At 66.3% G+C, this 24,027-nt stretch carries 25 protein-coding genes; 7 read left to right on the top strand and 18 right to left on the bottom strand.

All coding sequences use genetic code 11. The features are described 5' to 3' along the window. Positions 1-35 precede the first annotated feature (35 nt). From AC3A6Y_RS26480 to AC3A6Y_RS26470, 3 genes are read right to left on the bottom strand one after another with little or no spacing between them, the layout of a single operon-like run. On the bottom strand, positions 36-428 hold the full coding sequence (locus AC3A6Y_RS26480; protein ID WP_487871220.1) for a CBS domain-containing protein: 393 nt from the start codon (positions 426-428) through the stop codon (positions 36-38). Then, positions 425-2,863 carry a phosphoenolpyruvate synthase gene (ppsA, locus tag AC3A6Y_RS26475; protein WP_487871219.1) on the bottom strand — a complete coding sequence of 813 codons (2,439 nt, stop codon included), beginning with the start codon at positions 2,861-2,863 and terminating at the stop codon, positions 425-427. The genes AC3A6Y_RS26480 and ppsA overlap by 4 nt, the downstream gene beginning before the upstream one ends. Then, a complete protein-coding gene (locus AC3A6Y_RS26470) occupies positions 2,860-3,378 on the bottom strand; it encodes a universal stress protein (protein WP_487871218.1) in 519 nt (172 codons plus the stop codon). Before AC3A6Y_RS26470 ends, ppsA begins: the two co-directional genes overlap by 4 nt. On the opposite strand from AC3A6Y_RS26470, the gene AC3A6Y_RS26465 reads away from it, so the two are divergent. After that, positions 3,377-4,210 carry a DUF6064 family protein gene (locus AC3A6Y_RS26465; protein WP_487871217.1) on the top strand — a complete coding sequence of 278 codons (834 nt, stop codon included), beginning with the start codon at positions 3,377-3,379 and terminating at the stop codon, positions 4,208-4,210. The two genes, AC3A6Y_RS26470 and AC3A6Y_RS26465, sit on opposite strands and share 2 nt — an antisense overlap. Before the next feature lie 92 nt (positions 4,211-4,302). On the opposite strand, the gene mgtA is transcribed toward AC3A6Y_RS26465, so the two are convergent. From mgtA to AC3A6Y_RS26440, 5 genes are all read right to left on the bottom strand, one after another. Next, positions 4,303-6,846 (bottom strand): magnesium-translocating P-type ATPase, encoded by a 2,544-nt coding sequence (gene mgtA, locus AC3A6Y_RS26460; RefSeq protein WP_487871216.1) that lies wholly within the window; start codon positions 6,844-6,846, stop codon positions 4,303-4,305. Then, positions 6,831-7,061: a hypothetical protein gene (locus AC3A6Y_RS26455; protein ID WP_487871215.1), complete on the bottom strand. Its 231-nt coding sequence runs from the start codon at positions 7,059-7,061 to the stop codon at positions 6,831-6,833. Before AC3A6Y_RS26455 ends, mgtA begins: the two co-directional genes overlap by 16 nt. Before the next feature lie 34 nt (positions 7,062-7,095). Beyond that, positions 7,096-7,614: a CBS domain-containing protein gene (locus AC3A6Y_RS26450; protein WP_487871214.1), complete on the bottom strand. Its 519-nt coding sequence runs from the start codon at positions 7,612-7,614 to the stop codon at positions 7,096-7,098. A 40-nt stretch (positions 7,615-7,654) separates the two neighbouring features. Continuing rightward, positions 7,655-8,080 carry a hypothetical protein gene (locus tag AC3A6Y_RS26445; RefSeq protein ID WP_487871213.1) on the bottom strand — a complete coding sequence of 142 codons (426 nt, stop codon included), beginning with the start codon at positions 8,078-8,080 and terminating at the stop codon, positions 7,655-7,657. A 203-nt stretch (positions 8,081-8,283) separates the two neighbouring features. After that, entirely contained in the window at positions 8,284-9,129 is an 846-nt protein-coding gene (locus AC3A6Y_RS26440) for a formate/nitrite transporter family protein (RefSeq protein ID WP_487871212.1), read from the bottom strand. Positions 9,130-9,213: 84 nt separating this feature from the next. Between AC3A6Y_RS26440 and AC3A6Y_RS26435 the strand changes: the two genes are divergently transcribed. Further along, positions 9,214-9,840: a hypothetical protein gene (locus tag AC3A6Y_RS26435; RefSeq protein WP_487871211.1), complete on the top strand. Its 627-nt coding sequence runs from the start codon at positions 9,214-9,216 to the stop codon at positions 9,838-9,840. Here AC3A6Y_RS26435 and AC3A6Y_RS26430 read toward each other — a convergent pair. From AC3A6Y_RS26430 to AC3A6Y_RS26400, 7 genes are all read right to left on the bottom strand, one after another. Next, positions 9,796-9,990 (bottom strand): hypothetical protein, encoded by a 195-nt coding sequence (locus AC3A6Y_RS26430; RefSeq protein WP_487871210.1) that lies wholly within the window; start codon positions 9,988-9,990, stop codon positions 9,796-9,798. The two genes, AC3A6Y_RS26435 and AC3A6Y_RS26430, sit on opposite strands and share 45 nt — an antisense overlap. Before the next feature lie 102 nt (positions 9,991-10,092). Beyond that, entirely contained in the window at positions 10,093-12,495 is a 2,403-nt protein-coding gene (gene lon, locus AC3A6Y_RS26425; protein WP_487871209.1) for an endopeptidase La, read from the bottom strand. A gap of 50 nt (positions 12,496-12,545) precedes the next feature. Then, complete coding sequence (gene groL / locus AC3A6Y_RS26420) at positions 12,546-14,174, bottom strand: chaperonin GroEL (RefSeq protein WP_487871208.1); 1,629 nt, start codon at positions 14,172-14,174, stop codon at positions 12,546-12,548. A 229-nt stretch (positions 14,175-14,403) separates the two neighbouring features. Beyond that, on the bottom strand, positions 14,404-15,393 hold the full coding sequence (locus AC3A6Y_RS26415) for a zinc-dependent alcohol dehydrogenase family protein (protein ID WP_487871408.1): 990 nt from the start codon (positions 15,391-15,393) through the stop codon (positions 14,404-14,406). Between the two features lie 108 nt (positions 15,394-15,501). Then, positions 15,502-16,098, bottom strand: a complete 597-nt coding sequence (locus tag AC3A6Y_RS26410; RefSeq protein ID WP_487871207.1) for a hypothetical protein — start codon at positions 16,096-16,098, stop codon at positions 15,502-15,504. Between the two features lie 147 nt (positions 16,099-16,245). Next, positions 16,246-16,455, bottom strand: coding sequence for a hypothetical protein (locus AC3A6Y_RS26405; RefSeq protein WP_487871206.1), 210 nt, complete (start codon positions 16,453-16,455; stop codon positions 16,246-16,248). A 118-nt stretch (positions 16,456-16,573) separates the two neighbouring features. Continuing rightward, the gene (locus tag AC3A6Y_RS26400) at positions 16,574-17,506 is read right to left on the bottom strand and encodes an MBL fold metallo-hydrolase (RefSeq protein WP_487871205.1); all 933 of its coding nucleotides are present in this window, start codon (positions 17,504-17,506) and stop codon (positions 16,574-16,576) included. Positions 17,507-17,584: 78 nt separating this feature from the next. Between AC3A6Y_RS26400 and AC3A6Y_RS26395 the strand changes: the two genes are divergently transcribed. The 3 genes from AC3A6Y_RS26395 to AC3A6Y_RS26385 are packed head-to-tail and all read left to right on the top strand — an operon-like array spanning position 17,585 to position 18,788. Next, positions 17,585-17,908 (top strand): metalloregulator ArsR/SmtB family transcription factor, encoded by a 324-nt coding sequence (locus tag AC3A6Y_RS26395; RefSeq protein ID WP_487871204.1) that lies wholly within the window; start codon positions 17,585-17,587, stop codon positions 17,906-17,908. Then, on the top strand, positions 17,908-18,342 hold the full coding sequence (locus AC3A6Y_RS26390; RefSeq protein ID WP_487871203.1) for a YeeE/YedE family protein: 435 nt from the start codon (positions 17,908-17,910) through the stop codon (positions 18,340-18,342). Before AC3A6Y_RS26395 ends, AC3A6Y_RS26390 begins: the two co-directional genes overlap by 1 nt. An 11-nt stretch (positions 18,343-18,353) precedes the next feature. Further along, on the top strand, positions 18,354-18,788 hold the full coding sequence (locus AC3A6Y_RS26385; protein WP_487871202.1) for a DUF6691 family protein: 435 nt from the start codon (positions 18,354-18,356) through the stop codon (positions 18,786-18,788). A gap of 58 nt (positions 18,789-18,846) precedes the next feature. Here AC3A6Y_RS26385 and AC3A6Y_RS26380 read toward each other — a convergent pair whose 3' ends face one another. Next, a complete protein-coding gene (locus AC3A6Y_RS26380) occupies positions 18,847-19,701 on the bottom strand; it encodes a universal stress protein (RefSeq protein ID WP_487871201.1) in 855 nt (284 codons plus the stop codon). A 129-nt stretch (positions 19,702-19,830) separates the two neighbouring features. Here AC3A6Y_RS26380 and AC3A6Y_RS26375 point away from each other — a divergent pair, with 129 nt between their 5' ends. Together AC3A6Y_RS26375 and AC3A6Y_RS26370 are read left to right on the top strand one after the other, a co-directional pair. Beyond that, the gene (locus AC3A6Y_RS26375) at positions 19,831-21,183 is read left to right on the top strand and encodes an MBL fold metallo-hydrolase RNA specificity domain-containing protein (RefSeq protein WP_487871200.1); all 1,353 of its coding nucleotides are present in this window, start codon (positions 19,831-19,833) and stop codon (positions 21,181-21,183) included. A gap of 15 nt (positions 21,184-21,198) precedes the next feature. Further along, positions 21,199-22,704: a thymidine phosphorylase family protein gene (locus AC3A6Y_RS26370; RefSeq protein WP_487871199.1), complete on the top strand. Its 1,506-nt coding sequence runs from the start codon at positions 21,199-21,201 to the stop codon at positions 22,702-22,704. 51 nt (positions 22,705-22,755) lie between these two features. On the opposite strand, the gene AC3A6Y_RS26365 is transcribed toward AC3A6Y_RS26370, so the two are convergent. Continuing rightward, on the bottom strand, positions 22,756-23,277 hold the full coding sequence (locus AC3A6Y_RS26365) for a flavodoxin family protein (RefSeq protein WP_487871198.1): 522 nt from the start codon (positions 23,275-23,277) through the stop codon (positions 22,756-22,758). Between the two features lie 192 nt (positions 23,278-23,469). Next, on the bottom strand, positions 23,470-23,661 hold the full coding sequence (locus AC3A6Y_RS26360) for a YgaP family membrane protein (RefSeq protein ID WP_487871197.1): 192 nt from the start codon (positions 23,659-23,661) through the stop codon (positions 23,470-23,472). Between the last annotated feature and the right edge of the window lie 366 nt (positions 23,662-24,027).

Genomic DNA, 24,027 nt, shown 5'->3' with positions numbered 1-24,027 from the left:
GCGGCTTGATCTTCCTCAACTCTCGTGCATCCAACTCACGGCCTTGTCGCCGCCGCGAAGCGCCGCACGAAGTCCAGCGACGACACCACGCCCGCGATCCCGCGGCCATCGGTCACGATCACGTGGTGGACGCCGCGCTCCACCATCAGCGCCGCTACCTGGCTCGCCGGCATCTCCACGTCGACGACGATGGGCTTGTAGGAGCACATCTGCCATGCGCGTGTGGTGGCGGGGTTGCGCCCTTGCGCGTGGAATGCGACAAGATCCGAGGCGCTGATCACGCCGGCGACTTCGCCGCGTGCCGGCTCCAGGACCGGCACCCACGACAGGTGCCTGCCGGAGAGCATGGACTCCACCTGCGCCACGTTGTCTTCCATGGTGACGCTGTAGACCGGACGCTGCATCATCGATGAGATGGGCGGGTTCATGAGCTTGCTCCTCGGGGTTGCCGGCGGGGTGGGCGCCCGAGCCGCTCTTCGACGGCGAGGACGTCGCGTGTGATCTTGAGCAGCGTGTCCGGCGTCACGCTCATCGAATCGATGCCGAGCTCGACCAGATACGCCGCCATCTCCGGATAGTCCGAAGGCGCCTGGCCGCAGATGCCGACATGACGTCCGTTGCGTCGCGCGCCTTCCACCGCCTGACGAATCATCGCCTTGACGCCGTCGTCGCGCTCGTCGAAGTCGAAGGCCACGATGCGCGAGTCGCGGTCGACGCCCAGCACCAGCTGGGTCAGGTCGTTGGAGCCGATCGAGAAGCCGTCGAAGAGCCGGGCGAAGGCATCGACCTGGATCACGTTGTTCGGGATCTCGCACATGACGTAGATCTCGAGGCCGTTGTCGCCGCGCCGCAGGCCATGGGCCGCCATCGCTTCGAGCACGCGCGCTGCCTCCTGGACACGGCGACAGAACGGAATCATCAATTTGACATTGACCAGTCCCATCTCCTCGCGCACCCGCTTCATGGCGGCGCACTCGAGCGCGAAGCCTTCCTCGTAGGCCGGATGCGTGTAGCGCGAGGCGCCCCGAAACCCGATCATCGGGTTCTCCTCCTTCGGCTCGAAGCTGCTGCCGCCGAGCAGGCTGGCGTACTCGTTGGTCTTGAAGTCGGACATGCGCACGATCACCGGCTTCGGGTAGAACGCAGCGGCGATCATGCCGACGCCTTCCGACAACTCGCGCACGAAGTAGTCGGCCGGCCGCTTGAACGTCCGGGTCAGCCGCTCGATCTCGGCCCGCTGCGCCGGGTCGGCGATCTTCTCCGGGTGAACCAGGGCCATCGGGTGCACCTTGATGTGCTCGGCCACGATGAACTCCATGCGCGCCAGTCCGACGCCGTCGGTAGGCAGCCGCGCCGTCTGGAAGGCGCTGTCGGGATTGCCGAGATTGACCATCAGATGCGTCTGCGGTTGCCCGAGCGTCGACAGCTCGATGCTCGTCTTCTCGAACGGCACTGCGCCTGCATAGACGCGGCCTTCGGCGCCTTCCGCGCAGGACACGGTGACTTCGTCGCCGGTCCTGATTCGGGACGTCGCGTCCTCGCAGCCGATGACCGCGGGAATGCCGAGTTCGCGAGCGACGATGGCCGCGTGGCAGGTACGCCCGCCGCGATTGGTGACGACCGCGGCCGCAATCTTCATGACCGTGCCCCAGTCGGGCATCGTGGTGTCGGCCACCAGGACCTCTCCCGCCTGGAATTGGCCGAGCGCCATCACATCAGTGACGACGCGGGCCTTTCCCACCGCGACGGTCGCACCGACGGCTCGGCCGGTGACCACCGGCGCGGCCGTCGGACAAAGGCGGTATTCGTCGATGCGGTGCAGTGGCTTGCGCGAAGCGACTGTCTCGGGCCGAGCCTGCACGATGTAGATCCGGCCGTCGAGACCGTCCTTGGCCCATTCGATGTCCATCGGCGTCGGGCAGCCTGCATGGCGGCTGTAGTGGTCCTCGATCACCACAGCCGCATCGGCCAGTGCCAGCGCATCGGCATCGTCGATGCAGTAGCGCGCCCGGTCCTCGGGTGGCGTCGGCAGGTTGCAGGTGGGCTTCCTGCCGGCGGTTTTCGAATAGACCAGCCGGACTTCCTTGCCCCCCAGCTTGCGCCGGAGCACGGCGCGGCGGCCCAATTTCAGCGTGGGCTTGAAGACATAGAACTCGTCCGGATCGACCGTGCCCTGCACGACGTTCTCGCCCAGGCCGTACGCACCGGTGATGAAGACGACATCCCGGAACCCGGTGTCGGTGTCGAGCGTGAACATGACACCGCTGGCAGCGCGGTCGGAACGCACCATCTGCATCACGCACACCGACTGGGCGATCCTGAAGTGATCGAAGCCCTTGTCGACCCGGTAGGCGATGGCACGGTCCTTGAACAGGCTGGCAAAGCACAGGCGCACGGAATCCAGGAGCCTCGCCTCGCCGGAGATGTTCAGGAAGCTCTCGTGCTGGCCCGCGAAGCTGGCGGTCGGCAAGTCTTCCGCGGTGGCGGAACTGCGTACTGCGAAGCTCATGTCGGCTCCGCACTCCGCGCGCAGCCGGGCGTGCGCAGCGAGAATCTCGCGCGTCAGTTCCTCGGGGAGCGTTGCGGCAAGAACGATCTCTCGCGCGCGCTGCGCGCGCCGTGCGAGATCATCGACGTCCTGGACATCCAGGCCGGCCAACGCGTCCCTCAAGCGCGGCAGCGCACCGGAGAGCTCCAGCGTGCGGCGATAGGCCTCGGCCGTGATCGCGAAGCCGTTGGGCACATGCACGCCATGGGGCGTCAGCGCGCGGTACATCTCGCCGAGGGAGGCGTTCTTGCCGCCGACGCTCGCCACGTCGTCGGCGCCGATCTCCGAGAACCAGCGGATATAGGTTGCCATCATTCGAAGGCCAGGGCCCCCGTCGGCTGGCTCACGTGCTTCGCTTCCACCGGCTTCGGCCTGGCTTCGCTCTCCGGCGCCCGCACGAGCAGGACCGGCACGGGCGCATGCCGCAGGATGTGCTCCGCGCTGCTGCCCATGACGACGCGCCCCACGCCGCGGCGGCCGTGCGTTCCCAGGACGATCAGGTCCGCCGGCCAATTGGCGGCCTCGGCGGTAACGAGTTCGTGAACTTGTCCGTTGCGCCTGTCGTAGAGGACCGTGTCGGCTTCGACGCCGGCCGCCTCGACGACCGCCTTGGCTTCCGCGAGGACCCGCTCGCCATCCTGGCGCAGCACACTCAGCCAGTCCCCGGCGTGGCCGGCGTAGGCGTCCATGGCAAGCGCGAACGAGAGTTCGTCGATCACGTGGATGACCCGCAGGCGACCCTGCGTCAGCTTCGCCAGCCGGGTGGCTTCTTCCAGTCCGCGCTGCGCTGTCGCACTGCCGTCGAGGGGCACGAGAATTCTTTGGTACATGACAAGTCCCTTCTGTTTCGAATGGAGAGACTGCCAGTATCGGAACGCCGGCGCGCGGTGCCTTGATGTGGCGCAAGGCAGGTCCACGTGCGAGGCGCAACATTGCGGCGCATGCTTCGAAACGAAGTTCGCCGCTCCATCGGAAAGGCCGTGGACGCTCCACCTCGACCTCATGTTGCCATTTGCCCCCAATCAGTTCATCGCTCTTTTCGGCGCCTACAACGACGCCGTTTGGCCGATGCAAATCTTTGGCTACCTGCTCGGCATCGTCATGGCCGGCATGGTCGTTCGACCTTCGCGCGCAGGCAGCCGCATCATCGGAACAGGCCTGGCCCTGATGTGGGCCTGGACCGGAATCGCATACCACTGGCTGTTCTTCTCGGCCCTCAACGAGGCGGCATGGCTTTTCGGTGCCCTGTTCGTCTTGCAGGGCGCAGGCCTGTTCCATGCGGCCGTTCTGCGCGGACGCATGGACTTCGGGACCACCGGCGGGCCGACTGCCTGGTTGGGATGGGCTCTCGTCATCTATGCGGCGGTCCTGTACCCGCTGCTGGGGATGTGGACCGGGCATCTCTATCCCGAGATTCCGATGTTCGGCATCACGCCCTGCCCGGTCACGATCTTCACTTTCGGCTTGCTGCTGCTCACGACGGCGCCTGTCTCGCGCTGGCTGTTCGTCATCCCGCTTTTCTGGTCGCTGGTGGGCGGCAGCGCTGCTGTGGTGCTTGATGTCGCGCAGGACTGGATCTTGCTCATGAGCGGGATTGCGGTGCCGGTCATCGTCCTGCGCGATCGGCGCCGTACCTCCGCCGCAAGTGCGGCCCGCGTTTGATGCGGCGCAAAGGGATTTCCGCTCGGCGCTGATTGCCTGTGAAGGCATGCGGCAAGCCGCCGATCTCCGGCGAAGGTGCCAGCTGCCAGCAACTAGCGTCGCCGGTAGAAGAACCGCTTGGCCGCCTCGGCGGCCGCGACATAGGCCAAGGTCAGGACGATCATCGCCAGCACCATCGACGCGGGCAACGGCACGAAGCCGAGGACGGACACGAACGGCAGGTACGGCAGCGCGAGCGCCAGGGCCGTGACCGCTGCAGTGCTCGCGAGCAGCAGGTGTCCGGGTCGGCTGCGCCAGAAGGGGCCGCGCGTGCGCACCACCAGCGCGACCATCAATTCCGTCAGCAGCGATTCGATGAACCAGCCGGTGCGGAATTCCGTGGGCGTGGCCTGGAACAGCCACAGGAGGGCGCCGAAGGTGAGAAAGTCGAACACCGAACTCACGAGGCCGAACAGCACCATGTAGTCGCGGATGAATGTCATGTCCCAGCGGCGCGGCTTCGCCACCCATTCGTCATCCACCGTGTCGCTGGCGATCGTGGCGGCCGGAATGTCCGACAGGAAGTTGTTCAGCAGGATCTGCGAAGCCAGCAAGGGCAGAAACGGCAGCAGGACCGAGGCGACCGCCATGCTGAACATGTTGCCGAAGTTGGCGCTGATGGTGGTCAGGACGTACTTGAGCGTATTGGCGAAGATCATCCGGCCTTCGTCGATGCCGGCGCGCAGGATGGCCAGATCCTTGCGCAGCAGCATGAAGTCCGCGGCATCCTTGGCAACATCGACCGCGGTGTCGACCGAGATGCCCACGTCCGCGCTGTGCAGGGCGGGCGCATCGTTGATGCCGTCTCCCATGTACCCGACCACGTGACCGGTCTTGCGCAGCGCAAGGATGATGCGCTCCTTCTGGTTCGGGTCGACCTCCGCGAAAACGGTGGCCTGCTGCGCCGCGTGCAGCAGGGCCTCGTCGCTCATCGCGTCCAGGTCGGCGCCGGTCAGGGTGGCGTCGACCGGCAGGCCGATCGCCTTCGCAGTGTGCTGAGCCACCTTGTGGTTGTCGCCCGTGATCATCTTCAGCTGCACGCCACGCTGCGCCAGGTCCACGAGGGTCTGGCGCGCATCGTCCTTTGGCGGATCGAGGAACAGCAGGAAGCCCTCGAAGCACATTCCGGCTTCATCGATGCGGGAGTACGAAGCACTGCGCGGGTCCACCGGGCGGGAGGCCACGCCGAGCACGCGATAGCCCTGGGTGCTCCAGTTGTCGTAGCGCGACTCGATCTGCGCGCGAGCCGCCGCATCCAGCGCGGTCGCCATCGTGCCGTCGCGGACCGTCTCGCACATCCCGAGCACATTCGACAGCGCACCCTTCGTCACGAGCGTGCGCGCGCCCGTGGCGTCGGCTGCGACCACGGAGAGAGATCTGCGAACGAAGTCATAGGGGATCTCATCCACCTTGCCGACGGTCGCCAGGTCCACGCCCGCCTTGTCGCCGGCGCAGCTCACGGCCTCATCCAGCGCGTTCGGCATGCCGGTCTGGAATCGCGCATTGATGCTGGCCAGACGCAGTACCGCCGCACTGGGGCGGCCGGCCAGGTCGGCCGCGGCATCGAGCTGCACGACCCCTGCCGTGAGCGTGCCGGTCTTGTCGGTGCACAAGACGTCCATGCTGCCCAGGTTCTCGATCGAGTTCAGGCGCCGCACGATGACGCCCAGGCGGGCCATCCGCTTGGCACCGTGCGACAGGGCGACGCTGATGATGGCGGGCAGCAGTTCGGGCGCCAGGCCGACCGCGAGCGCCAGCGCGAACAGCAGCGACTCGACCGGCGGCTTGGCCATGAAGATGTTGATGGCGAGCACGATCGTCACCATCGCCAGCATGATGCGCGTGAGCAGGTAGCCGAAGCGCTGGATTCCGCGCTCGAACTCGGTCAGCGCCGGGCGCAACGCCAGCTTCCCCGCGACCTGGCCGAAGACGGATCGCCTGCCCGTCGCCGCAACCAGCACCCGCGCCGTCCCGCTGCGAACGCTGGTGCCCATGAACACGCAGTTGCTGCGCCCGGTCAGTCCCGCGGCCGGCGCTACCGCGCCAGGCATCTTCTCGACGGGGAAGGTTTCGCCGGTGAGCACCGCCTCGCTGACGAAGAAGTCATTCGCATCCAGCACCACGGCGTCGGCCGGCACCAGGCTCCCGGCCCTCAGCCGCACCACATCCCCGGGAACCACCTCGGCAGAGGGCAGCGTGCGCTCGACCCCGTCCCGCATCACGAGGGCCTTGAGGGTGACCTGCGAGCGAAGCCGTTCGACGGCGTTGCCGGCAACGTACTCCTGCACGAACCCGAGGAAGGTGCTGCCCAGGACGATTGCGAGCACGACGCCGGCATCGACCCATTCCGTCGCGAACAGGGAGACGACCGAGGCGACGATGAGGATCAGCACCAGCGGGCTCTTGAACTGCCTTGCGTAGAGACCCATGGCGCCCGCAGGCCTTGCCGCGTCGATGGCGTTGGGTCCGTACTGCGCCAGGCGTACGGCCGCCTCCGCCGCCGTGAGGCCGCGGTCCGTTGACCGCAATTGGCCCATCAGCCGCCCTGGCGGGAGGCTCCAGTAGCTCCCTGCGTTCTGCGCTACGCGATCCTGCACACGATCTCGGGCCAGAGCGCGCTGGAGGTCGGGTTGTAGTGCCAGAGGATCTTGGTGATCCTCGCCTTGCCCTTGGCCTCCTGCTCGACGTTGGCGTCTTCGGGGATCACGATGGTCTGCCCGACTTTGGGAAGCGGTCCTGCGTAGGGATGGTGCGTCGTCCCGACCTGCACTTCGCAGGCTCTCCTGGCGGAGATACGAATGGTGATCTTCATGGGACCTTCTCCGAGCGGACCGGCCATCGCCCCGTCACGCTGTCCAGCCCGCGGTGCCGACGGCTGGAACGCGCAAGGGCATCAGCTTCGGCGGCTGCGGAGCGCCCCGGGATTCGGCGACCTCGCGCTCGATGCCGCTGCGAATCACGGCGGCAAGGCCGGCCAGTTCCTTCGCGCACGCGTCCATGAGGTCGTCGAGGGAGATGATGCCGGTCACGCGCTTCTCGCCGTCGGCCACCAGCAGTCGCCGTACGCCATGGGCCTCCATCACGGCCAAGGCGGCAGCCACGTCGGCTTCTTCAGGAACGCTTGCGATCTTGTCGCTGGCCAGGTCACCGATCTTGATGCCTGCAGTCTCCAGTCCGCGCGCAAGCACATCGACGACCAGGTCGCGGTCGGTGACGATGCCCGTCACACAGGGACCCGCCGCCGTCTGGCTCGTGACGATCAGGGCGCCGACGTGATGTTCGCGCATCAGGCCGGCGGCCTGGGCGAGCGTACTGCTGCTGTCCACGGCGATCATGTGCCGCGTGCAGATGGAACCGATGTTCATGCGCTTCTCCTTGGGAATGGGTTGGGGTGGATTCGATGTCTCACAGTTCGCTGGCCGCCGGCCAGTAGAGGGTGGCCTGGGTGGCTGCCTTGCCCACGCGAATGGTCTTGGACCGCGCGAGCCCCGCGTAGCTGGCGACGACGCGGTAGACGCCGGGATTCAGGGCGACATGGAAGAGGGGGCCGCAGTCCCTGAACGGACCGATGGGCGCACTTCTGTCCGCGGGCTCGATCGTGACGGTCACGCCCGCCAGATAGGCGCCGGTCTGGGCTTCGGCGAAGGTCAGCCGCAGGTTGTACAGGTCCTGGTTCGCCTGCATCTCCTCGCGGCCCTCGAAACTGATGCCTCCGGTGGTATGCGAGCCGGGCGCGAGCACGGGCGACGGGACGGCGAACGCGAGTCCCGATGCGCCTGGCAGGGCGAGCAGGGCAGCGGCGGCAAGGAAGGCGGCTCTACGAGTGGTCATGGGGATGTCCTCAAGGGTTGCGTGTTGCGTGTGTGGCCATTCTTGAGGCATGAGCACTCCCGGCGTTTGCGCTGGATCAACGACGTGCCGCGGGCGATTGAACGACGTGCCACGCCGCGCCTGATCGGTTCCATGAACCCGACCAACGCATGATTCGAGGAACGAGCCGGGGTCGAGCGGCGACGGTCGCCGGGACCGGGGCCTCAGGGCCGTTGCGGCCGCAGGTAGATCGTCCAGTAGACGAGGGCCACCAGGACGCTGCCCCCCACCAGGTTGCCGGCGATCACCGGTCCCAGATTGCGCAGCAGATCCAGCATGGTCAGCGGCGCGCCCAGCAGCATCGCCAACGGAAAGAAGTACATGTTGGCGATCGAATGCTCGAAGCCGGCAGCGACGAACGCGGTAATCGGAAAGACGATCGCCACCGCCTTGTCGGCCACGCTGCGGCCGGCCATTGCCATCCAGGCTGCCATGCACACGAGCACGTTGCACAGCACGCCGCGAAAGAAGAGTTCCCCGATCGGCAGCTCGGCCTTGGCAGTGGCGATTCGAAGCGCGGCTGCGGCGACTGCACCGCCGTTCATCGAAGCATGTCCGGACAAGAACACGAGCAGCGCGAGCCCGGCCGCCCCGACCAGGTTGGCCAGGCAGACCACCGCCCAGTTGCGCAGCAGTTCCCCGCTGCCAACCTCGCCGCTTGCCCACGCCATCGCGATCAGGTGGTTGCCGGTGAACAGCTCCGCGCCGGCCACCATCACCAGCAACAGCCCGAGCGAAAAGGCCAACCCGCCGAGGAGCCGCGAGACGGCGAAGCCAAGGGACGCGTCGCTGGCGACCAGCGTGAACATCAACGCGCCGAAGCCGATGAAGGCGCCGGCCAGCACGCCCAGCATCGCTTGCGTCGCCCATGGCAGGCGCGCCTTGGCTACGCCGAGGTCGCGTACGCGCGCGGCGATCTCCGTCGGCGCATAGGCATCGGCACCGAACGTGGCGTCGCGATGGAGCGGCTGCGTTCTGTAGGGGGCCGGGTGGGCGTCGATGACTGGCATGGCGCCATGTTCGTGCGCAAAGGCGGTCCACGCCTTGCGCCAGGTCAAGGCGCCGCCACAGCCGTGCGGCTACGCTGGTGCCGCATGGAAGCTTCTCGACATCGCGGCGTCTGGAAAATGAACTTCGGTGTGCTCGCGCGCGCCGCGCTCCCGCTCGTCTGGCTGGCGCTGAGCGTGCCATGTCACGCTCGGGAAGGTTTCCCAGTACCCGTGACGCCCCCTGAGGTCGCTTCGCGCAACGCTGCATACTTGTCCGCCCTCGATGCCGCGACTGCCGCGCGGAGAGCTTCCAAGGATGCCGCCGGCGCGCTGAAGAAGGCCGAGCAGTTCACGAGGAGTGGTTCCGCGCGCGCCGCGGAGGCTACGCTTCGAGCAGCACGCAAGGCCGATGAATCCGCCCGCCACGCCTGGGAAATGACCATCCTTTCGGCCCTCCGGGCGAACAGCGAGACTCGAGCCAAGGCGGACATGGCCGTACAGGCAGGCGAAAAAGCTTTCATCGTTTCCAGTTGGGCGCTCGAGAGTTCGGAAGCGGCGGCCCGTCGAGCCGCCGGACCGAGCCGGTCAGAAGCGAAGTTGGCTGCGCGCGGAGCGCGCGACGCATGGAGAACCGCCTCGCAAGCTCATCGTGTGGCGGCGCGCGCCGCACACGAGGCTGCCGAAGCATCATGGCGTGCCAGCAGGCAGATGGTCGACCGCACCGGCATGTAGAAGGGCACCAGGGTCGCCGAGGCGCTGCGCCCAGGCCTTGGCTTTCGCGATTCCGATCCGGATCGCCTTGCCGTCATCGCAGCCTTCGGCGAGCAGGGCATTCGCAATCTCGATGGCCTTCAGGCGCACCACAGGCGACAGTCTGCGCATCGAGGCGGGGTAGCGATCGGGGGTCCAAGGCATCGAATGCTCCGTGTGGTGGGTGTCGGGCAGCAGGCGCGCCTAGTTCGGATCGGGTTCGCGGCGCTGCGCTCAGACCAGGGCCAGTTCGGGCGCCACCTTGCGTGCGCCGGCTTCGGCCAGTGCTGCGCGTATCGCGTCGTCCACCGTCTCCAGCGCGACGAACTGCAAGCTTGCGCGCACGCTCTCCGGCACGTCGCGCAGGTCCTTGAGGTTGCGCGCAGGAAGCATCACGGTGGCGATTCCGGCGCGCTGGGCAGCGAGCACCTTTTCCTTCACTCCGCCGATGGGCAGTACCAGTCCCCGCAGGCTGATCTCGCCGGTCATTGCAACGTCGTGCCGCACCGGGCGATCGGTGAACAGGGACGCCAGTGCGATGAACATGGCGACGCCTGCGCTGGGGCCATCCTTCGGTATGGCGCCGGCGGGGATGTGGAGGTGGACGTCGATGTCGTCGAAACTACCGGCCGCAACGCGCAGATCGGCGCTACGGGACTTGACAAGCGTAAGCGCCGCCTGCGCGCTCTCCTTCATCACGTCACCCAGTTGTCCCGTCAGGTTCAGTTTGCCGGTGCCCGGCACCCGGGTTGCCTCGATGAAGAGGATGTCGCCTCCCGCCGGCGTCCAGGCAAGGCCCGTGGCGACACCGGTCAGGCTGCTGCGCAGGGCCGGCTCGCGCTCGAATCTGGCCGGTCCCAGGATCGCGTCGAGGTCGGCCGTATCGATGAAGATCTTCTCGGCTGCCCCTTCCGCCACTTTCATCGCGGCATGGCGCATGGTGCGGCCGATCTCGCGCTCGAGTTGCCGTACGCCGGCTTCCCGCGTGTGGTTCGCGATGATGGCTTCGAGTGCGCCGGCGCTCAGCTCGTACTGGTCTTCCTTCAGGCCATTCGCCTCGCGCTGCCTGGGCACCAGGTAGGTCTGTGCAATCTGCAGCTTCTCTTCCTGCGTGTACCCGGGCAGGTCGATCACCTCCATCCGGTCGCGCACGGGCGCGGGTATGTTGTCGAGCACGTTCGCGGTCGCAATGAACACCACGCGGCTCAGGTCGAAAGGCACCCCGAGGTAGTTGTCTCGAAAGCTGTTGTTCTGCTCGGGGTCCAGCACTTCGAGCAACGCAGCCGAGGGATCCCCGTGCGCGCTCGCGTTGAGCTTGTCGACCTCGTCGAGCATCATCACGCAGTCCCGCGCGCCGGCCCTGCGCAGCCCCTGCACGATGTTTCCGGGCAGGGCGCCGATATAGGTGCGGCGGTGGCCGCGGATCTCGGCCTCGTCGTGGACGCCGCCCAGTGAGACGCGGACGAAGGGTCGCTGGATGGACCGCGCAATGCTCTGGCCGAGCGAGGTCTTGCCGACACCGGGCGGCCCGACGAAACACAGGATGGGCGCGCGGCCTTCGGGATTGAGCTTGCGCACGGCGAGAAATTCAAGAATGCGCTGCTTCACGCGTTCGAGCCCGAAGTGATCGGTCTCGAGGGTCCTGCGCGCGGCGGCCAGGTCGATCGGCGCCGGAGCCGGGTCGCGCCAAGGGAGCTCGGTCATCCAGTCGAGGTAGGTTCTCAGCATCGAGTATTCGCCCGAAGCATCCGACATGCTGCGCAAGCGACTCAGCTCCTTGCGCGCGTGAGCCTCGGTCTCGGCCGGCATCCCCGCCTTGGCAATCGCCTCCTCGAGGCGCTTCATTTCCTCGGCGTTGCTGCCGTCCTCGCCGAGCGCGTGCTGGATCGTCTTCAATTGCTCGCGCAGCAGGAACTTGCGCTGATGCTCGTCCAACTGCTCCTTGGTGCGCTCGCCGATCTCCCTGGAGAGGCGCAGAACCTGGAGGCGGTGCGACAGGAGCTTCAGGAGGCTGGCAACGCGCTCGGCTGGCGCGATCGTCTCGAGCAAGGCCTGCTTCTCGTTGACCTCGACATCGACCACGCTCGCGGTGATGTCGGCGAGCGCCGACGGCCCCCGGGTCGTCTGCAAGGCATGGACCAACTCGGGCGGCACGCTGGGCAGAAAGGACATGAGTTCGACGGCCCGCTCGCGCAACTGAAGTGTCAGGGCCTCGGCTTCAGCCGATTCGTCGACCTGCTCTTCGATGCGTTCGATCTTCGCTGCCAGGAAGGGGTAGCCCTCGACCGCTTCGATCGTGCGAAAACGCTGGATGCCCTGACACACCGCATGGTGCTGGCCTTCCTCCGGATCGAAGTGATGGACGACCGTCGCGAGCGTCCCGACGGCACAGAGTGCGTCGAGCGCAGGCTCGTTGTCGCCGGGGTCCTTCTGCAGAATGATGCCGATCTGCGCCGCCCCGTCGAGCGCATGCTTGAGCGCGGCGATCGACTTCGGGCGGCCCACGCTCACGGCTGTCAGGACATGCGGGAACATGACGAGGTTGCGCATCGGGATCAGGGCCACGACATCCGGGGGCAACTGGGGGACCGTCTCCGGGAGCGGCGTCGAAGGGGTCGATGGAGCGGTTTGCATCATTCGTTCTCTCCTGCAAGCGGGAATTCGAGCGGGCGTGGCGGGTGGCGATGTCAGAACATGTCGGGCTCGAGACCCGGGCGGGCGTCGGCCGGCGTCTTCTTCGGCGCATTGGCGACCATGCAGTCCGTGGTGAGCACCAGGCTGGCAATCGATGCGGCGTTCTGCAGCGCCAGGCGTGTGACCTTCGCAGGGTCGATGACGCCCATCTCCAGCATGTCGCCGTACAGGCGCGTCGCGGCGTTGTAGCCGTAGCTTCGCTGTGTCGAAGCATCCACCTTGTCCAGCACGATCGACGGCTCGTCGGCCGCATTGCCGACGATGCGCCTGAGCGGCTCCTCGAGTGCGCGCTGCACGATCTTGATGCCTGAAGTCTGGTCCAGATTGGGGGGCGCCAGTTCTGCCAGGCCGCGGCGTGCGCGCAGCAGCGCGACGCCGCCCCCGGGAACGATGCCCTCCTCGACCGCGGCGCGGGTGGCATGCAAGGCGTCCTCTACGCGCAGCTTGCGCTCCTTCAGCTCGGTCTCGGTGGCTGCGCCGACCTTGATCAGTGCCACGCCGCCGGAGAGCTTGGCGATGCGCTCCTCGAGCTGCTTGCGGTCGTACTCGCTGGTCTGTGCCTCGCGCTCCTTGCGAATGGAGGCAATGCGATCGCGAATGGCGGTCGGGTCACCGGCGCCGCCGATGATGGTCGTGCTCTCCTTGTCGATCACCACGCGGCGCGCACGGCCCAGATGGTCGACGGTCGCCTTTGCGAGGGTCAGTCCGAGCTCGCTCGAGATGACTTGCCCCCCGGTGAGAACACCCATGTCCTGCAACATCGCCTTGCGGCGGTCCCCGAAGCCGGGTGCCTTGACGGCGCAGGTTTTCACAACGCCGCGAATGCTGTTGACGACCAGCGTGGCCAGCGCATCTGCATCGACGTCCTCTGCGATCACCAGCAGGGGCGATCCCGACTTGGCCGTTTCCTCGAGCAGTGGCACCAGTTCGTTGAAGCTCGAAAGCTTGTGGTCGCACAGCACGATCAGCGCATTTTCCAGCACCGCCGCCTGCTTCTCCGCGTTGTTGACGAAATAGGGCGACAGATAGCCGCGATCGAACTGCAGGCCCTCGACGATCTCGAGCTCGCTGACGAGCCCGGAGCCGTCCTCGATGGAAATGGCGCCCTCGCGGCCAACCTTGTCCATCGCATGGGCGATCAGGTCGCCGATCGATCGGTCGTTGTTGGCCGAGATGGCCGCGACGTGCGCGATCTCCTGGGAGGTCGTGCTGGGTTGCGAGATCGCTTTCAGTTCGCCCACGACCGTCTCGACGGCGAGATCGATGCCGCGCTTGAGGTCCATCGGGTTCATGCCGGCGGCAAGGTACTTCAGGCCCTCCTGGATCATGGCGTGCGCCAGCACGGTGGCTGTCGTCGTGCCATCGCCTGCCATTTCGCTGGTGCGTGCCGCGACCTCGCGCAGCAGTTGCGCCCCCATGTTCTCGAAGCGATCCTCCAGTTCGATCGACTTGGCGACCACGACGCCGGAGTTCACGATCTGGGGTGCGCCGTACTCGCTGTCGATGATCACCGTGCGGCCCCGAGGTCCGAGGGTGACCTTGACCGCATCGGCAAGCGTATTGACGCCGCGGCGGATCTTCTCGCGTGCGTCTTCCCGGAAAAGCAGTTTCTTGGCTGTCATTGCGCTGGATCTCCATTGGCTTCGACGAAAAGCGTCGCTCTAGGAGCCGCACAGTAGACCTTGGCTTGGCGGCACCGTTTGATCGTGCGCAAACCCGGAGCAGACCGAAGCGTGTTTTGCTCCCCGAAACGCGTTGGTTGCGCCGGATCAAGGTGTCGCAGGCGGAGTTGCGCGATCGTGATAGCGGCTTTGGTCGCCAACACTGCGCCCGATGCCGTCGGCCTCCCGCTCAGGGCAGCAGCACTGCCGCGCCTTTCACGCGGCCGGCGCGCAGGGCGGCGAGCGCCTCGTTGGCCTGCGTCAATGGGTATGTGGTCGTGTGCACCTGCGGCGGGTGCGCTTGCGCAACCATCAGGAATTCGCGGGCATCGCCGCGGGTCAGGTTGGCCACCGAAACGAGTTGGCGCTCTTCCCAGAGGAGCCGATAGGGAAAACTCGGGATGTCGCTCATGTGGATGCCGCCGCAGACCACCCTGCCGCCCTTGCGTACTGCACGGAGGGCGGCCGGGACCAGCTCGCCGGCGGGCGCAAAGATGATCGCGGCGTCCAGGGGAGCGGTGGGCAGCTGGTCGGCGTCTCCTGCCCATGCGGCCCCGAGGCTTCGTGCAAAGGCCTGACCCGCGATGTCGCCGGGCCGCGTGAAGGCATGGACCTGCCGGCCCTGGGCGGCGGCGACCTGCGCGATCAGGTGAGCAGCCGCGCCGAACCCGTAGAGGCCGAGCCGCCTGGCGCTTTCGCCGGCCGCCTTGAGGCACCGCCATCCGATGAGGCCGGCGCACATCAGGGGTGCGATCCGGGCGGGCTCCTGCGTCAGCATGCCCAGCGGCAGGCAGAAGTCGGCTTCGGCGACGACGTGGCTCGCGAAGCCGCCGTCGCGGTGGTAGCCCGTGAAGCGCGGCGTATCGCACAGGTTCTCGCTGCCGCCGGCGCAGAAGGGGCAGTGGCCGCAACTGTGGCCGAGCCAGGGCACGCCGACGCGATCGCCGATCCGGTGCGCATCCACTCCGGCTCCGAGCGCCTCGACCACGCCGACGATCTCGTGGCCGGGCACGATGGGCAGCACCGGCAACGGCAGGTCGCCATCCACCACGTGGAGGTCCGTGCGGCAGACGGCGCAGGCCAGCACGCGCAGGCGAAGCTCGCCGGCGCGCGGCTCGGGCAGCGGCCGATGTTCCATCCGCAGCGGCTGACCTGGGCGGGAGAGCACCATCGCTTTCATCATTTGCATGGCAGAGGGGACCCGTTCATGAGCGGTGCTGCGTGGAGCCACGCCGCAGGTTCGCTCTCACATGAAGGTACGGATGCTGAACGTGCATGGAACTTCGTGTCACTTCCGCTCGGGCGGAGGCGACGCGGGACGGTTTGCCTCCCGGGACCGCAGCGCAGCCTCCTTGGCAGCGCCGGCTGCGGCGCGTGTCGCTTCCTCCGCCTTCCTGAGCGCTTCGCGGGTCTCGGCGGCCGCTTTCTCGGCTTCTTCCTTGCTCGATGACAAGATCCGCTTCAAAGCGTCCTCCGCCTTGTCGAGCGCCGCACGAGCGGCGGCCGCGGACTTCTTGCTGGCCTCCGCAGCGGCGTGAGCGGCTTCACTGCTCGCGTCGACGGCCTTCCTTGCCGATTCAGAAGCCTTCTCTTCGAAGCGTCTCGCGGATTCCGCAGCCTTGCGCGCCGCTCGCCGGATGGCTTCAGCGAGAGCTTTCGAGACCTTGCCCGCAGTGGCTTCGCTTCTCTGCAATGCTGCCTTGGCGTCGTCGGCCGCCTTGCGTGCAGCGGCTTCCGCTTCGCGCGCAGCCTTGTTTGCGGCGTCCCTGGACTTCTTGACGGGGCCGGGCGGAGGGCTCAGCTGTCCGGGTTGGGTGTAGTCCGCTGCAAATGTTGCTGAGCTGAACCCTATCGCAAGCAGGATCAGCAGGGTGGTGGGTTTCATATGCGACCTTCGATGACGTGGGCAGGGGTGCTCAGGATGCGACGAACCGGAAGGGCAGGGTTTGCGCCAACGCAAGGGAGATCGCCTTGCCGGCTGCGAAGGCCGGCGGCGTCTGCCGCCGCCTGCCACCACGGTCAAAAGGGCAGATCAATGAACGCGGCTCGGGTACACACTGGGCCACGTGACCTCCCGCCCCATCATGGCGCGGGCATACAGGTAGTTGTTGAGCGCCCGCTCGCTCAGGGCGTCCATGTTCACGTGACCCTCTGCGGTGCAGGGAAAGACGAATCCGCGTCGCCCGGCGAACAGGGCGTCGAAACGGAGTTCCCAATCGGTGGCTACTTGCGACGTGTTCATGATGGTCTCCTGGTGCCCTCGCGCCTGGTGGAATCGCGGCGCTGCAAGGACGTGATCTCAATTTAGACGCTGCGCTTTGCAGCTCGGTCAACGCCTGGCACCGAAAAGGAACAGTCTGTTAACGCTTCGTGTCATTCCCGGAACGGAGCACTTGGCCCGCGCGAGCCGGCCCGCGAGCATGAACGGCGAGCGAATTCAAAGGAATCCGGAGGTAGGCGATGCCGTTGTCGTCCGGAGGCGGAAGCCGGCCGCCGCGCACGTTGACCTGGATCGACGGAAGGATGAGCGTCGGAACATCGAGCGTGGCGTCACGAGCCGTGCGCATGTCAACGAAGGCGTCCTCGCCGATGCCGTCGCGGACATGGATGTTGTGGGCTCGCTGCTCGGCGACAGTGGTCTGCCAGCGCGCTTCTCGGGACGCGGGCGGGTAGTCGTGGCAGACGTACATCGTGGTCTCGGGCGGCAGGTCCAGCAGTCTGCGCACGGAGGTGTAGAGCTGGCGCGCGTCGCCTCCGGGGAAGTCCGCGCGCGCGCTGCCGACATCGGGCATGAAGAGCGTGTCGCCCACGAAAACCGAACCGTCGATCAGGTAGGCCATGTCTGCCGGGGTGTGGCCCGGCACCAGCATTGCAGTGGCCTCGACTTCGCCGATCTTGAAGACCTCGCCGTCCCTGAAGAGGCGGTCGAACTGGCTCCCGTCCGGCAGGAAACGACGGTCGAAGTTGTAGAGCTTCTTGAAGGTCGCCTGAACGATGCGGATGTTCTCGCCGATGGCGACGAGTCCACCGGCTTCCGCCTGAACATAGCGTGCGCCGGACAGGTGGTCGGCATGCGCATGAGTCTCCAGAATCCACTCCACCTGCAAGCCCTTGTCCCGGACATAGGCCAACAGCCGGTCGGCGGAGACGGTGCTCGTGTGCCCGGACTTGAAATCGTAGTCCAGCACCGGGTCGATGACCGCAGCTCGCAGCGTCACGTGGTCCCAGACGACGTAGGAGATCGTTCCCGTATCCGGGTCGAAGAATCCTTGGGTGGTCGTGCGGGTGGTCATGAAAATTCTCCGGCTTCACTTGATTGACGAATATTATGTAAGCATACATAATGTGTCAAACGATACTGTCGCCGCTCCATGAAACAAGATTCCCCCGCCATCGATCCCGAGCTTCTGCGCGCAGCCGCCGGCAGGGCCGTCGGTGCCCTCAAGGTGCTCGCCAACCAGGAACGTTTGCTCCTGATGTGTCAACTCTCCCAGGGCGAGATGTGCGTCAGCGACCTCGAGCAAGCGCTGAACATTCACCAGCCCACCCTGTCGCAGCAACTCGGAGTCCTCCGCAACGAAGGGGCTGTCCAGACGCGACGCGAGGGCAAGAGCATCTTCTACAGCGTCGCCGACCCGTCGATGCTCGAAATACTTGTGCTTCTCTATCGTCTCTACTGCCCGAAGGTGCAATGATGTCCATCGACTGGGGTCACTTCACGCCATTCACCGCACTGGCTGGCGGCATGCTCATCGGCGTCGCCGCCGCAATGTTCGTGCTGCTCAATGGCCGCATTGCCGGCATCAGCGGTGTGCTCGGCGGCCTGCTCAGGCCTGTCGAGGGCGACATTCTCTGGCGGATTGCCTTCGTCCTCGGACTGGTCGGTGCGCCGCTGGTCCTGGTTCTGTTTTCGGCGTCGGCAAAGCCACAGATCGAGGCCGGATATGTCCAGCTGGTCCTGGCCGGGGTGCTCGTGGGCATCGGCACGCGTTACGGCGCGGGTTGCACCAGCGGCCACGGCGTCTGCGGCCTCTCCCGGCTGTCGCCCCGCTCGTTGATCGCCACGGCGCTCTTCATGCTCGCCGGCTTCGCCACGGTGTTCGTGATGCGCCATCTGTTGAATGGTTGAGGAGTGCTTTCATGAACGTCATCACCTCGTTTCTCGCCGGCCTGGTCTTCGGCCTCGGGCTCCTGCTTTCAGGCATGGCGAATCCCGCCAAGGTGCTTGGCTTCCTTGACCTCGGTCACTGGGACCCGTCACTGGCCCTGGTCATGGTCGGTGCGATTGCTGTCGGTGCGCCCGCCTTCCGGGTGGCCGGCCGCCGTGCCGCTTCCTTCCTCGGCGCCAGCATGCGACTTCCTTCGGCGCGCGACATCGATCGGCGCCTGGTCTTCGGCAGCGTGCTCTTCGGCATCGGCTGGGGCGTTGCGGGGTTCTGCCCAGGTCCGGCTCTTGTCGCACTGGGAATGGGCGAAGCCAAGGCGCTCGTCTTCGTGTCGGCCATGTTGGCAGGCATGGGCATCTTCGAGCTTCTCGAACGCCGCAAGCGCGGTCTCGCGCCGCACGCTGCTTGACATCGGGCGAAGACCGCCATCGAAGCCCGGCACGCGGCCTGCGACATGGCCCAGGGTTCTAATGCGCCATGAGCACCGGTACACGCATCGAATCCAGGACGACGCGCGAAGCGCCCCCGAGTACGAGCTCGCGTGCCCGGGTGTGTCCGTAGCACCCCATCACGACCAGATCGGCGGCGGTCTCGGAGGCCAGAGCGAGAATTTCCCGGCCGGCGCCGCTTTCATCGAGCCGCCGGTGCTCGTGAACATGATCGATGCCATGCAGGTGGAGGTACGGGATCAGTTCCACCGGCGCCGGGAATCCTTCGTCGATGTTGTCGCTGGCGCAGACCAGATGGACCTTGCTCGCAACGCGAAGAATCGGCAGGGAAGCAGTCAAGGCGCGGGCACATTCGGGGGTCGACTTCCACGCCACCAGGACCGTCTTCGGCTGTGGCATTGCGGAACCTGCGAACGGCACGACGAGCGCCGGGCGGCCACCGTCGATGATCACTGCCTCCGCGAAATCGCCGGGTACGTCGAAGGCGGTGGCATCCCTCGGATCGCGCTGGCCGAGCACCAGGAGATCGGCCGACAACGCGCGATGTGCAAAGCTCCGGATGACCGGTTCTCCGTTCAGCTCCAGCCACTCGATCGCGACAGGACCCCATGAACGCGCCCGCTCGACGAGCTCCCGCGCGTGGGCGCGATGACCCGGATCGATTCGTCCGGCCATGCGGCTCGCCAGGGTGTCCCCTTCGAGCGGGAGCAGCGGCAAGTACTGCGGTGTCACCGCGAACAGGGTGGTCAGGACGGCATCGTGCAGTCGTGCCAGTTGATGCGCGAACTGCAGCCTCGCCTCGGCATGCGTGCCGCCATCGAGGCACCAGGATCGAACGGATGGACATCGACATGGTGGAAGAGGGTTGAACATCTTCCAATCTAGAACCGATCGCTGCCGTCGCATTGCGCTGGATCAATGGAAGCGTGCATGTCCGGCTTGACATGCATCAAGGCGAAACGCGCCGCCGGTGCCAAGCTCACCCCAACAAAGGAGAAAGCCATGCGCATCGAATTCCTGGGCGGTACCGACACGGTCACCGGATCGAAATACTTGCTGGAGCACGACGGGCGCCGGCTGATGGTCGACTGCGGCCTGTTCCAAGGCCTGAAGCAACTGCGCCTGCGAAACTGGGACGCCTTTCCCATCGACCCCTCCAGGATCGACGCGGTGCTGCTCACCCATGCGCACATGGATCACAGCGGATTCGTGCCGCGCCTGGTCAAGCTCGGTTTCAAGGGGCCGGTCTTCTGCACCCGGGCCACGCTGGAACTCTGCGAACTCCTGTTGCCGGATTCGGGCCGGCTGCAGGAGGAGGAGGCCGACTTCGCGAACCGGCATGGGCATTCGAAGCACAAGCCTGCGCTGCCGCTCTACACGGAGCAGGATGCCCGTGCGGCATTGAAGCGCTTCGAACCCATTTCCTTCGACCAGGAGCATTCGCCTTGGCCGGGATGGTCTTGGCGCTTGAAGCGCGCGGGCCACATCCTGGGCGCAGCCAGCGTGCGCGTGGCCTGGACGGGCGGCAGCATTCTTTTTTCGGGCGACCTCGGACGCAGCGACGACCTGATGATGCGCCCGCCAGAATCGCCCGAACCGGCGGACTATGTGGTTGTGGAGTCCACTTACGGTGACCGTCGGCACCGCGAGGCCGACACCCTCATGGCACTCGCCGAAGTGATCAACAGGACTGCGGCGCGCGGCGGTGTCGTCGTCATCCCCTCCTTTGCCGTGGGGCGCGCACAGACCCTGTTGCACTGCATTCAACTGCTCAAGAAGGCGCACCGCATTCCGGACATGCCGGTTTATCTGAACAGCCCGATGGCGGCCGACGTCACGCGGATCTTTCGGCACCACCTGGATGAGCATCGGCTCAGTGCCGAGCAATGCGCGCTCATGAGCAAGGAGGTCACCATCGTCAACACCGTCGATGATTCGAAGCGCCTCAACGACCTGGCCTTCCCATCGATCATCGTATCCGCCAGCGGCATGGCGACCGGGGGACGCGTGCTGCATCACCTCAAGGCCTATGCCCCGCTTGCGAGGAACACCATCCTGTTCGCGGGCTTCCAGGCCGCCGGCACGCGAGGCGCAGCGCTGTTGGGCGGCGCCGAGGCGATCAAGATCCACGGCGCCTATGTGCCGGTACGTGCCGAAGTGGTCAACCTCGATACTTTGTCGGCCCATGCAGACCGCGATCAGCTGCTGGCCTGGATCGGCGCGCTGCCCGGGCCCCGACAGGTGTTTGTCACCCATGGCGAGCCGGTGGCTGCCGACGCGCTGCGGCTGGCCATCGAGGAGCGCCATGGCTGGCCGACGAGCGTGCCGATCTACCGGGAAAGCCGGGAGCTTTGACGGAGGGCCTTTTGCATGATCGCCAATCACCTCCGGGCCCGACGCGCCGGCATCGACACCTACCAGCAACCGGTGGTCTACATGCGCAGTGACTGCGATGTCTGCCGGGCCGAAGGATTTCAGTCGCAGGCGCAGGTCGAGGTGCTCGCCGGTGCCCGCCACCTGCTTGCGATCCTCCATCACGTCACCGACGATTGGCTGCGGCATGACGAGATCGCCCTGTCGGAGGCCGCGTGGACGCTGCTCGGGGCTGCCGGCGGTGACGAGGTGGAGGTCCGCCATCCACCGCTGCAGGATTCGCTGGCCCACCTGCGCGCCAAGGTTCATGGCGTCAAGTTCGACTACGGGGCGCTGCGCCCGCTGATGGAAGACGTGAGCCTTGGCCGACTCGCCGACATCCACCTTGCCTCCTTCGTGACCGTCTGCGCCGGCGCGGGCCTCGACTTCGACGAGACGGTGGCATTGACACGGGCGATGGTCGACATCGGCGAGCGCCTCGACTGGGGGGTGGCGCCCGTCATGGACAAGCATTGCATCGGCGGTCTGCCGGGGAACCGGACGACGCTGCTGGTGGTCCCCATCGTCGCCGCTTGTGGCGTAACGATGCCGAAGACTTCCTCGCGTGCGATCACCTCGGCGGCCGGCACGGCCGATGCAATGGAGACACTCGCGCCGGTCGAGCTGGACGTGGCTTCGATGCGCCGTGTCGTGGAACGCGAAGGAGGCTGCATCGCATGGGGCGGCGCTGCGCGCATCAGTCCTGCCGACGACATGCTCATTCGCGTGGAGCGCCCGCTGAACCTCGACAGCGAAGGCTTGCTGGTGGCATCGATCCTGTCGAAGAAGATCGCTGCGGGCTCGCAGCGTGTGCTGATCGACCTGCCGGTCGGCCCCCTGACCAAGTTGCGCAGCGTGGAGGCAGCCGAACTGCTTTCGCGCAGCATGGTTTCCGTGGGTGCGGCGCTCGGCCTTCAGGTGCGGATCCAGCTCACCGACGGTACCCAGCCGGTGGGCCGCGGCATCGGTCCGGCCTTGGAGGCCATGGACGTCATGGCCGTGCTCGAGCGCCGCGCCGATGCGCCGTTGGACCTGCGCGAACGTGCCCTGCTGCTCGCCGGGTGCGTCCTGGAAATGGCAGGCCGGAGCGAACCGGGCTCAGGCGTGGCCATGGCGCGGGGGGTGCTGGACGACGGGCGAGCCCTCGCCAAGTTCATCGCGATCTGCGAGGCGCAGGGCGGCATGCGCGTGCCTCCCGTATCCACGCATTCTCGCGAGGTGTGCGCGCCGGTCGATGGCCTCGTGTCGGCCATCGACACCCGGCTCCTGGCGCGCGCGGCAAAGCTGGCCGGTGCGCCGCGCGATCGCGCGGCGGGTGCGACGATGCATGTTCGCCTGCTGGACCGCGTGGATCTCGGACAACCCTTGTTCACCTTGCACGCAGAGAGCCTGGGCGCCCTGCAATATGCCTTGAGTTTCGTGCGATCGCAGTTGCCCATCGTGCACATCGATGCCCAGCCGTGACCGGTGCGCGGCCGTGCGAAAGGCGGTCGGGCCGTGGTCGGGAACAATGCCTCAAGCCGCCTTGGGCATGCGTCCTCGCTGGGCTGCATGAGTCGCCTCGGCGCCGTTGAGTGCGGCGCCGAAGAACTGGAGTCGGCCGGCACATGTCCCGTCGTCGATCTCTCGCGCAGTGAATGTCGTACTGATGATGGGCGCTTCGCCGACGAGATCGGCAACCTCGGCCGCCGCCGCAAAATCTCCGATGGCTCCGGCGACCGAGATCACCGCGACATCGGGCAGATGGTCCCTCCGTCTCGCAACGAAGCTGCGCATCGGCCCGGCCAATCGGCCGAGCCAGATCGGCGATACCAGGACGACTGCGTCGAAGTTTCTTGGAAACGGTCCGTCATAGTGGATGGCGGGACGCCGTCGCAAGAGCGAATCCAGCACGCATCGGCAAATGCCCAGGATGCCCCGGCGCGGGCGGTCCTCGACGACTTCGGCAAGCTGCCATCCCATCTGGCTGCAAAGCTGCTGCGAAAGCCGACGAGAGGTGCCGGTGTACGAATAGACGACCACGAGGATCTTGCTCATCGGAGCCTCCATCAGTGCGACTTGAGAGGATTGGCGCCACGCGTGCAAACGGACCTGCGCTTGTCGAATGCGTTGCCGGCTTGTCAGTCTCGGGTCAACACGAGGATCAACACCTTGAAACCGAGCCAGAGCACCGCGGCGCCAAGCAGCGCAAGCGATGCGGCGATGATCCGAAGCTTCTGCATCGCGCCCTCACGAACTCGACGGACAGGTGCTGACGCCGAAGAGCTTGTAGGCGGGGCAATTGCCAAGGGCTCCGGTCAGCAACGGGAGCACGCCGAGATAGCCCCATGCGCCAATCACACTCGTAAGTGCCAGCACGACGAGTGCGGCGCCCGCGGTGACCCTGATGGCCCTGTCGATGGTTCCCACGTTACGAATCATGATGGATCCCTTTCGGCATTGAAGCCCTTATGGTGCTTTCGGGCGGGCTTGGTGCTATTGCGGCAGATCAAGCTTTGGTGCTGTCTGCAATGATCCGATGCAACGTGGAAGAAGGCTTGATGCAGCTCAAACGTGCTTCCAGGTGCGGTGCCTGGCATCGTCTTCACCAGGCCCGTTGAGGGTTGCCTGATCGAACCGACGGTTTGATCTCGATCAGATGGCGCAGGCGCTCATCGGCGCAGACTCGTGACGTCGCCGGGATACCTCCAACATGCCCGGGAAACCGGAGTCATTCATGCGCCAAGACAAACTCACCACCAAATTCCAGGAAGCCCTCGCCGATGCCCAGTCGCTCGCGCTGGGCAA

The sequence above is a fragment of the Variovorax sp. Soil_C_17 genome (assembly GCF_057657265.1).
The sequence above is the reverse complement of the archived record's forward strand: the minus strand, read 5'-3'. Positions and strand labels throughout refer to the sequence as shown.

Bases quoted from the DNA above. Each gene is read 5' to 3' on its own strand.
- AC3A6Y_RS26480 (WP_487871220.1), bottom strand. From the start codon at position 428: ATGAACCCGCCCATCTCATCGATGATGCAGCGTCCGGTCTACAGCGTC.
- ppsA (WP_487871219.1), bottom strand. From the start codon at position 2,863: ATGATGGCAACCTATATCCGCTGGTTCTCGGAGATCGGCGCCGACGAC.
- AC3A6Y_RS26465 (WP_487871217.1), top strand. From the start codon at position 3,377: ATGACAAGTCCCTTCTGTTTCGAATGGAGAGACTGCCAGTATCGGAAC.
- AC3A6Y_RS26470 (WP_487871218.1), bottom strand. From the start codon at position 3,378: ATGTACCAAAGAATTCTCGTGCCCCTCGACGGCAGTGCGACAGCGCAG.
- AC3A6Y_RS26455 (WP_487871215.1), bottom strand. From the start codon at position 7,061: ATGAAGATCACCATTCGTATCTCCGCCAGGAGAGCCTGCGAAGTGCAG.
- AC3A6Y_RS26450 (WP_487871214.1), bottom strand. From the start codon at position 7,614: ATGAACATCGGTTCCATCTGCACGCGGCACATGATCGCCGTGGACAGC.
- AC3A6Y_RS26445 (WP_487871213.1), bottom strand. From the start codon at position 8,080: ATGACCACTCGTAGAGCCGCCTTCCTTGCCGCCGCTGCCCTGCTCGCC.
- AC3A6Y_RS26440 (WP_487871212.1), bottom strand. From the start codon at position 9,129: ATGCCAGTCATCGACGCCCACCCGGCCCCCTACAGAACGCAGCCGCTC.
- AC3A6Y_RS26435 (WP_487871211.1), top strand. From the start codon at position 9,214: ATGGAAGCTTCTCGACATCGCGGCGTCTGGAAAATGAACTTCGGTGTG.
- AC3A6Y_RS26430 (WP_487871210.1), bottom strand. From the start codon at position 9,990: ATGCGCAGACTGTCGCCTGTGGTGCGCCTGAAGGCCATCGAGATTGCG.
- lon (WP_487871209.1), bottom strand. From the start codon at position 12,495: ATGATGCAAACCGCTCCATCGACCCCTTCGACGCCGCTCCCGGAGACG.
- groL (WP_487871208.1), bottom strand. From the start codon at position 14,174: ATGACAGCCAAGAAACTGCTTTTCCGGGAAGACGCACGCGAGAAGATC.
- AC3A6Y_RS26415 (WP_487871408.1), bottom strand. From the start codon at position 15,393: ATGAAAGCGATGGTGCTCTCCCGCCCAGGTCAGCCGCTGCGGATGGAA.
- AC3A6Y_RS26410 (WP_487871207.1), bottom strand. From the start codon at position 16,098: ATGAAACCCACCACCCTGCTGATCCTGCTTGCGATAGGGTTCAGCTCA.
- AC3A6Y_RS26405 (WP_487871206.1), bottom strand. From the start codon at position 16,455: ATGAACACGTCGCAAGTAGCCACCGATTGGGAACTCCGTTTCGACGCC.
- AC3A6Y_RS26400 (WP_487871205.1), bottom strand. From the start codon at position 17,506: ATGACCACCCGCACGACCACCCAAGGATTCTTCGACCCGGATACGGGA.
- AC3A6Y_RS26395 (WP_487871204.1), top strand. From the start codon at position 17,585: ATGAAACAAGATTCCCCCGCCATCGATCCCGAGCTTCTGCGCGCAGCC.
- AC3A6Y_RS26390 (WP_487871203.1), top strand. From the start codon at position 17,908: ATGTCCATCGACTGGGGTCACTTCACGCCATTCACCGCACTGGCTGGC.
- AC3A6Y_RS26385 (WP_487871202.1), top strand. From the start codon at position 18,354: ATGAACGTCATCACCTCGTTTCTCGCCGGCCTGGTCTTCGGCCTCGGG.
- AC3A6Y_RS26380 (WP_487871201.1), bottom strand. From the start codon at position 19,701: ATGTTCAACCCTCTTCCACCATGTCGATGTCCATCCGTTCGATCCTGG.
- AC3A6Y_RS26375 (WP_487871200.1), top strand. From the start codon at position 19,831: ATGCGCATCGAATTCCTGGGCGGTACCGACACGGTCACCGGATCGAAA.
- AC3A6Y_RS26370 (WP_487871199.1), top strand. From the start codon at position 21,199: ATGATCGCCAATCACCTCCGGGCCCGACGCGCCGGCATCGACACCTAC.
- AC3A6Y_RS26365 (WP_487871198.1), bottom strand. From the start codon at position 23,277: ATGAGCAAGATCCTCGTGGTCGTCTATTCGTACACCGGCACCTCTCGT.
- AC3A6Y_RS26360 (WP_487871197.1), bottom strand. From the start codon at position 23,661: ATGATTCGTAACGTGGGAACCATCGACAGGGCCATCAGGGTCACCGCG.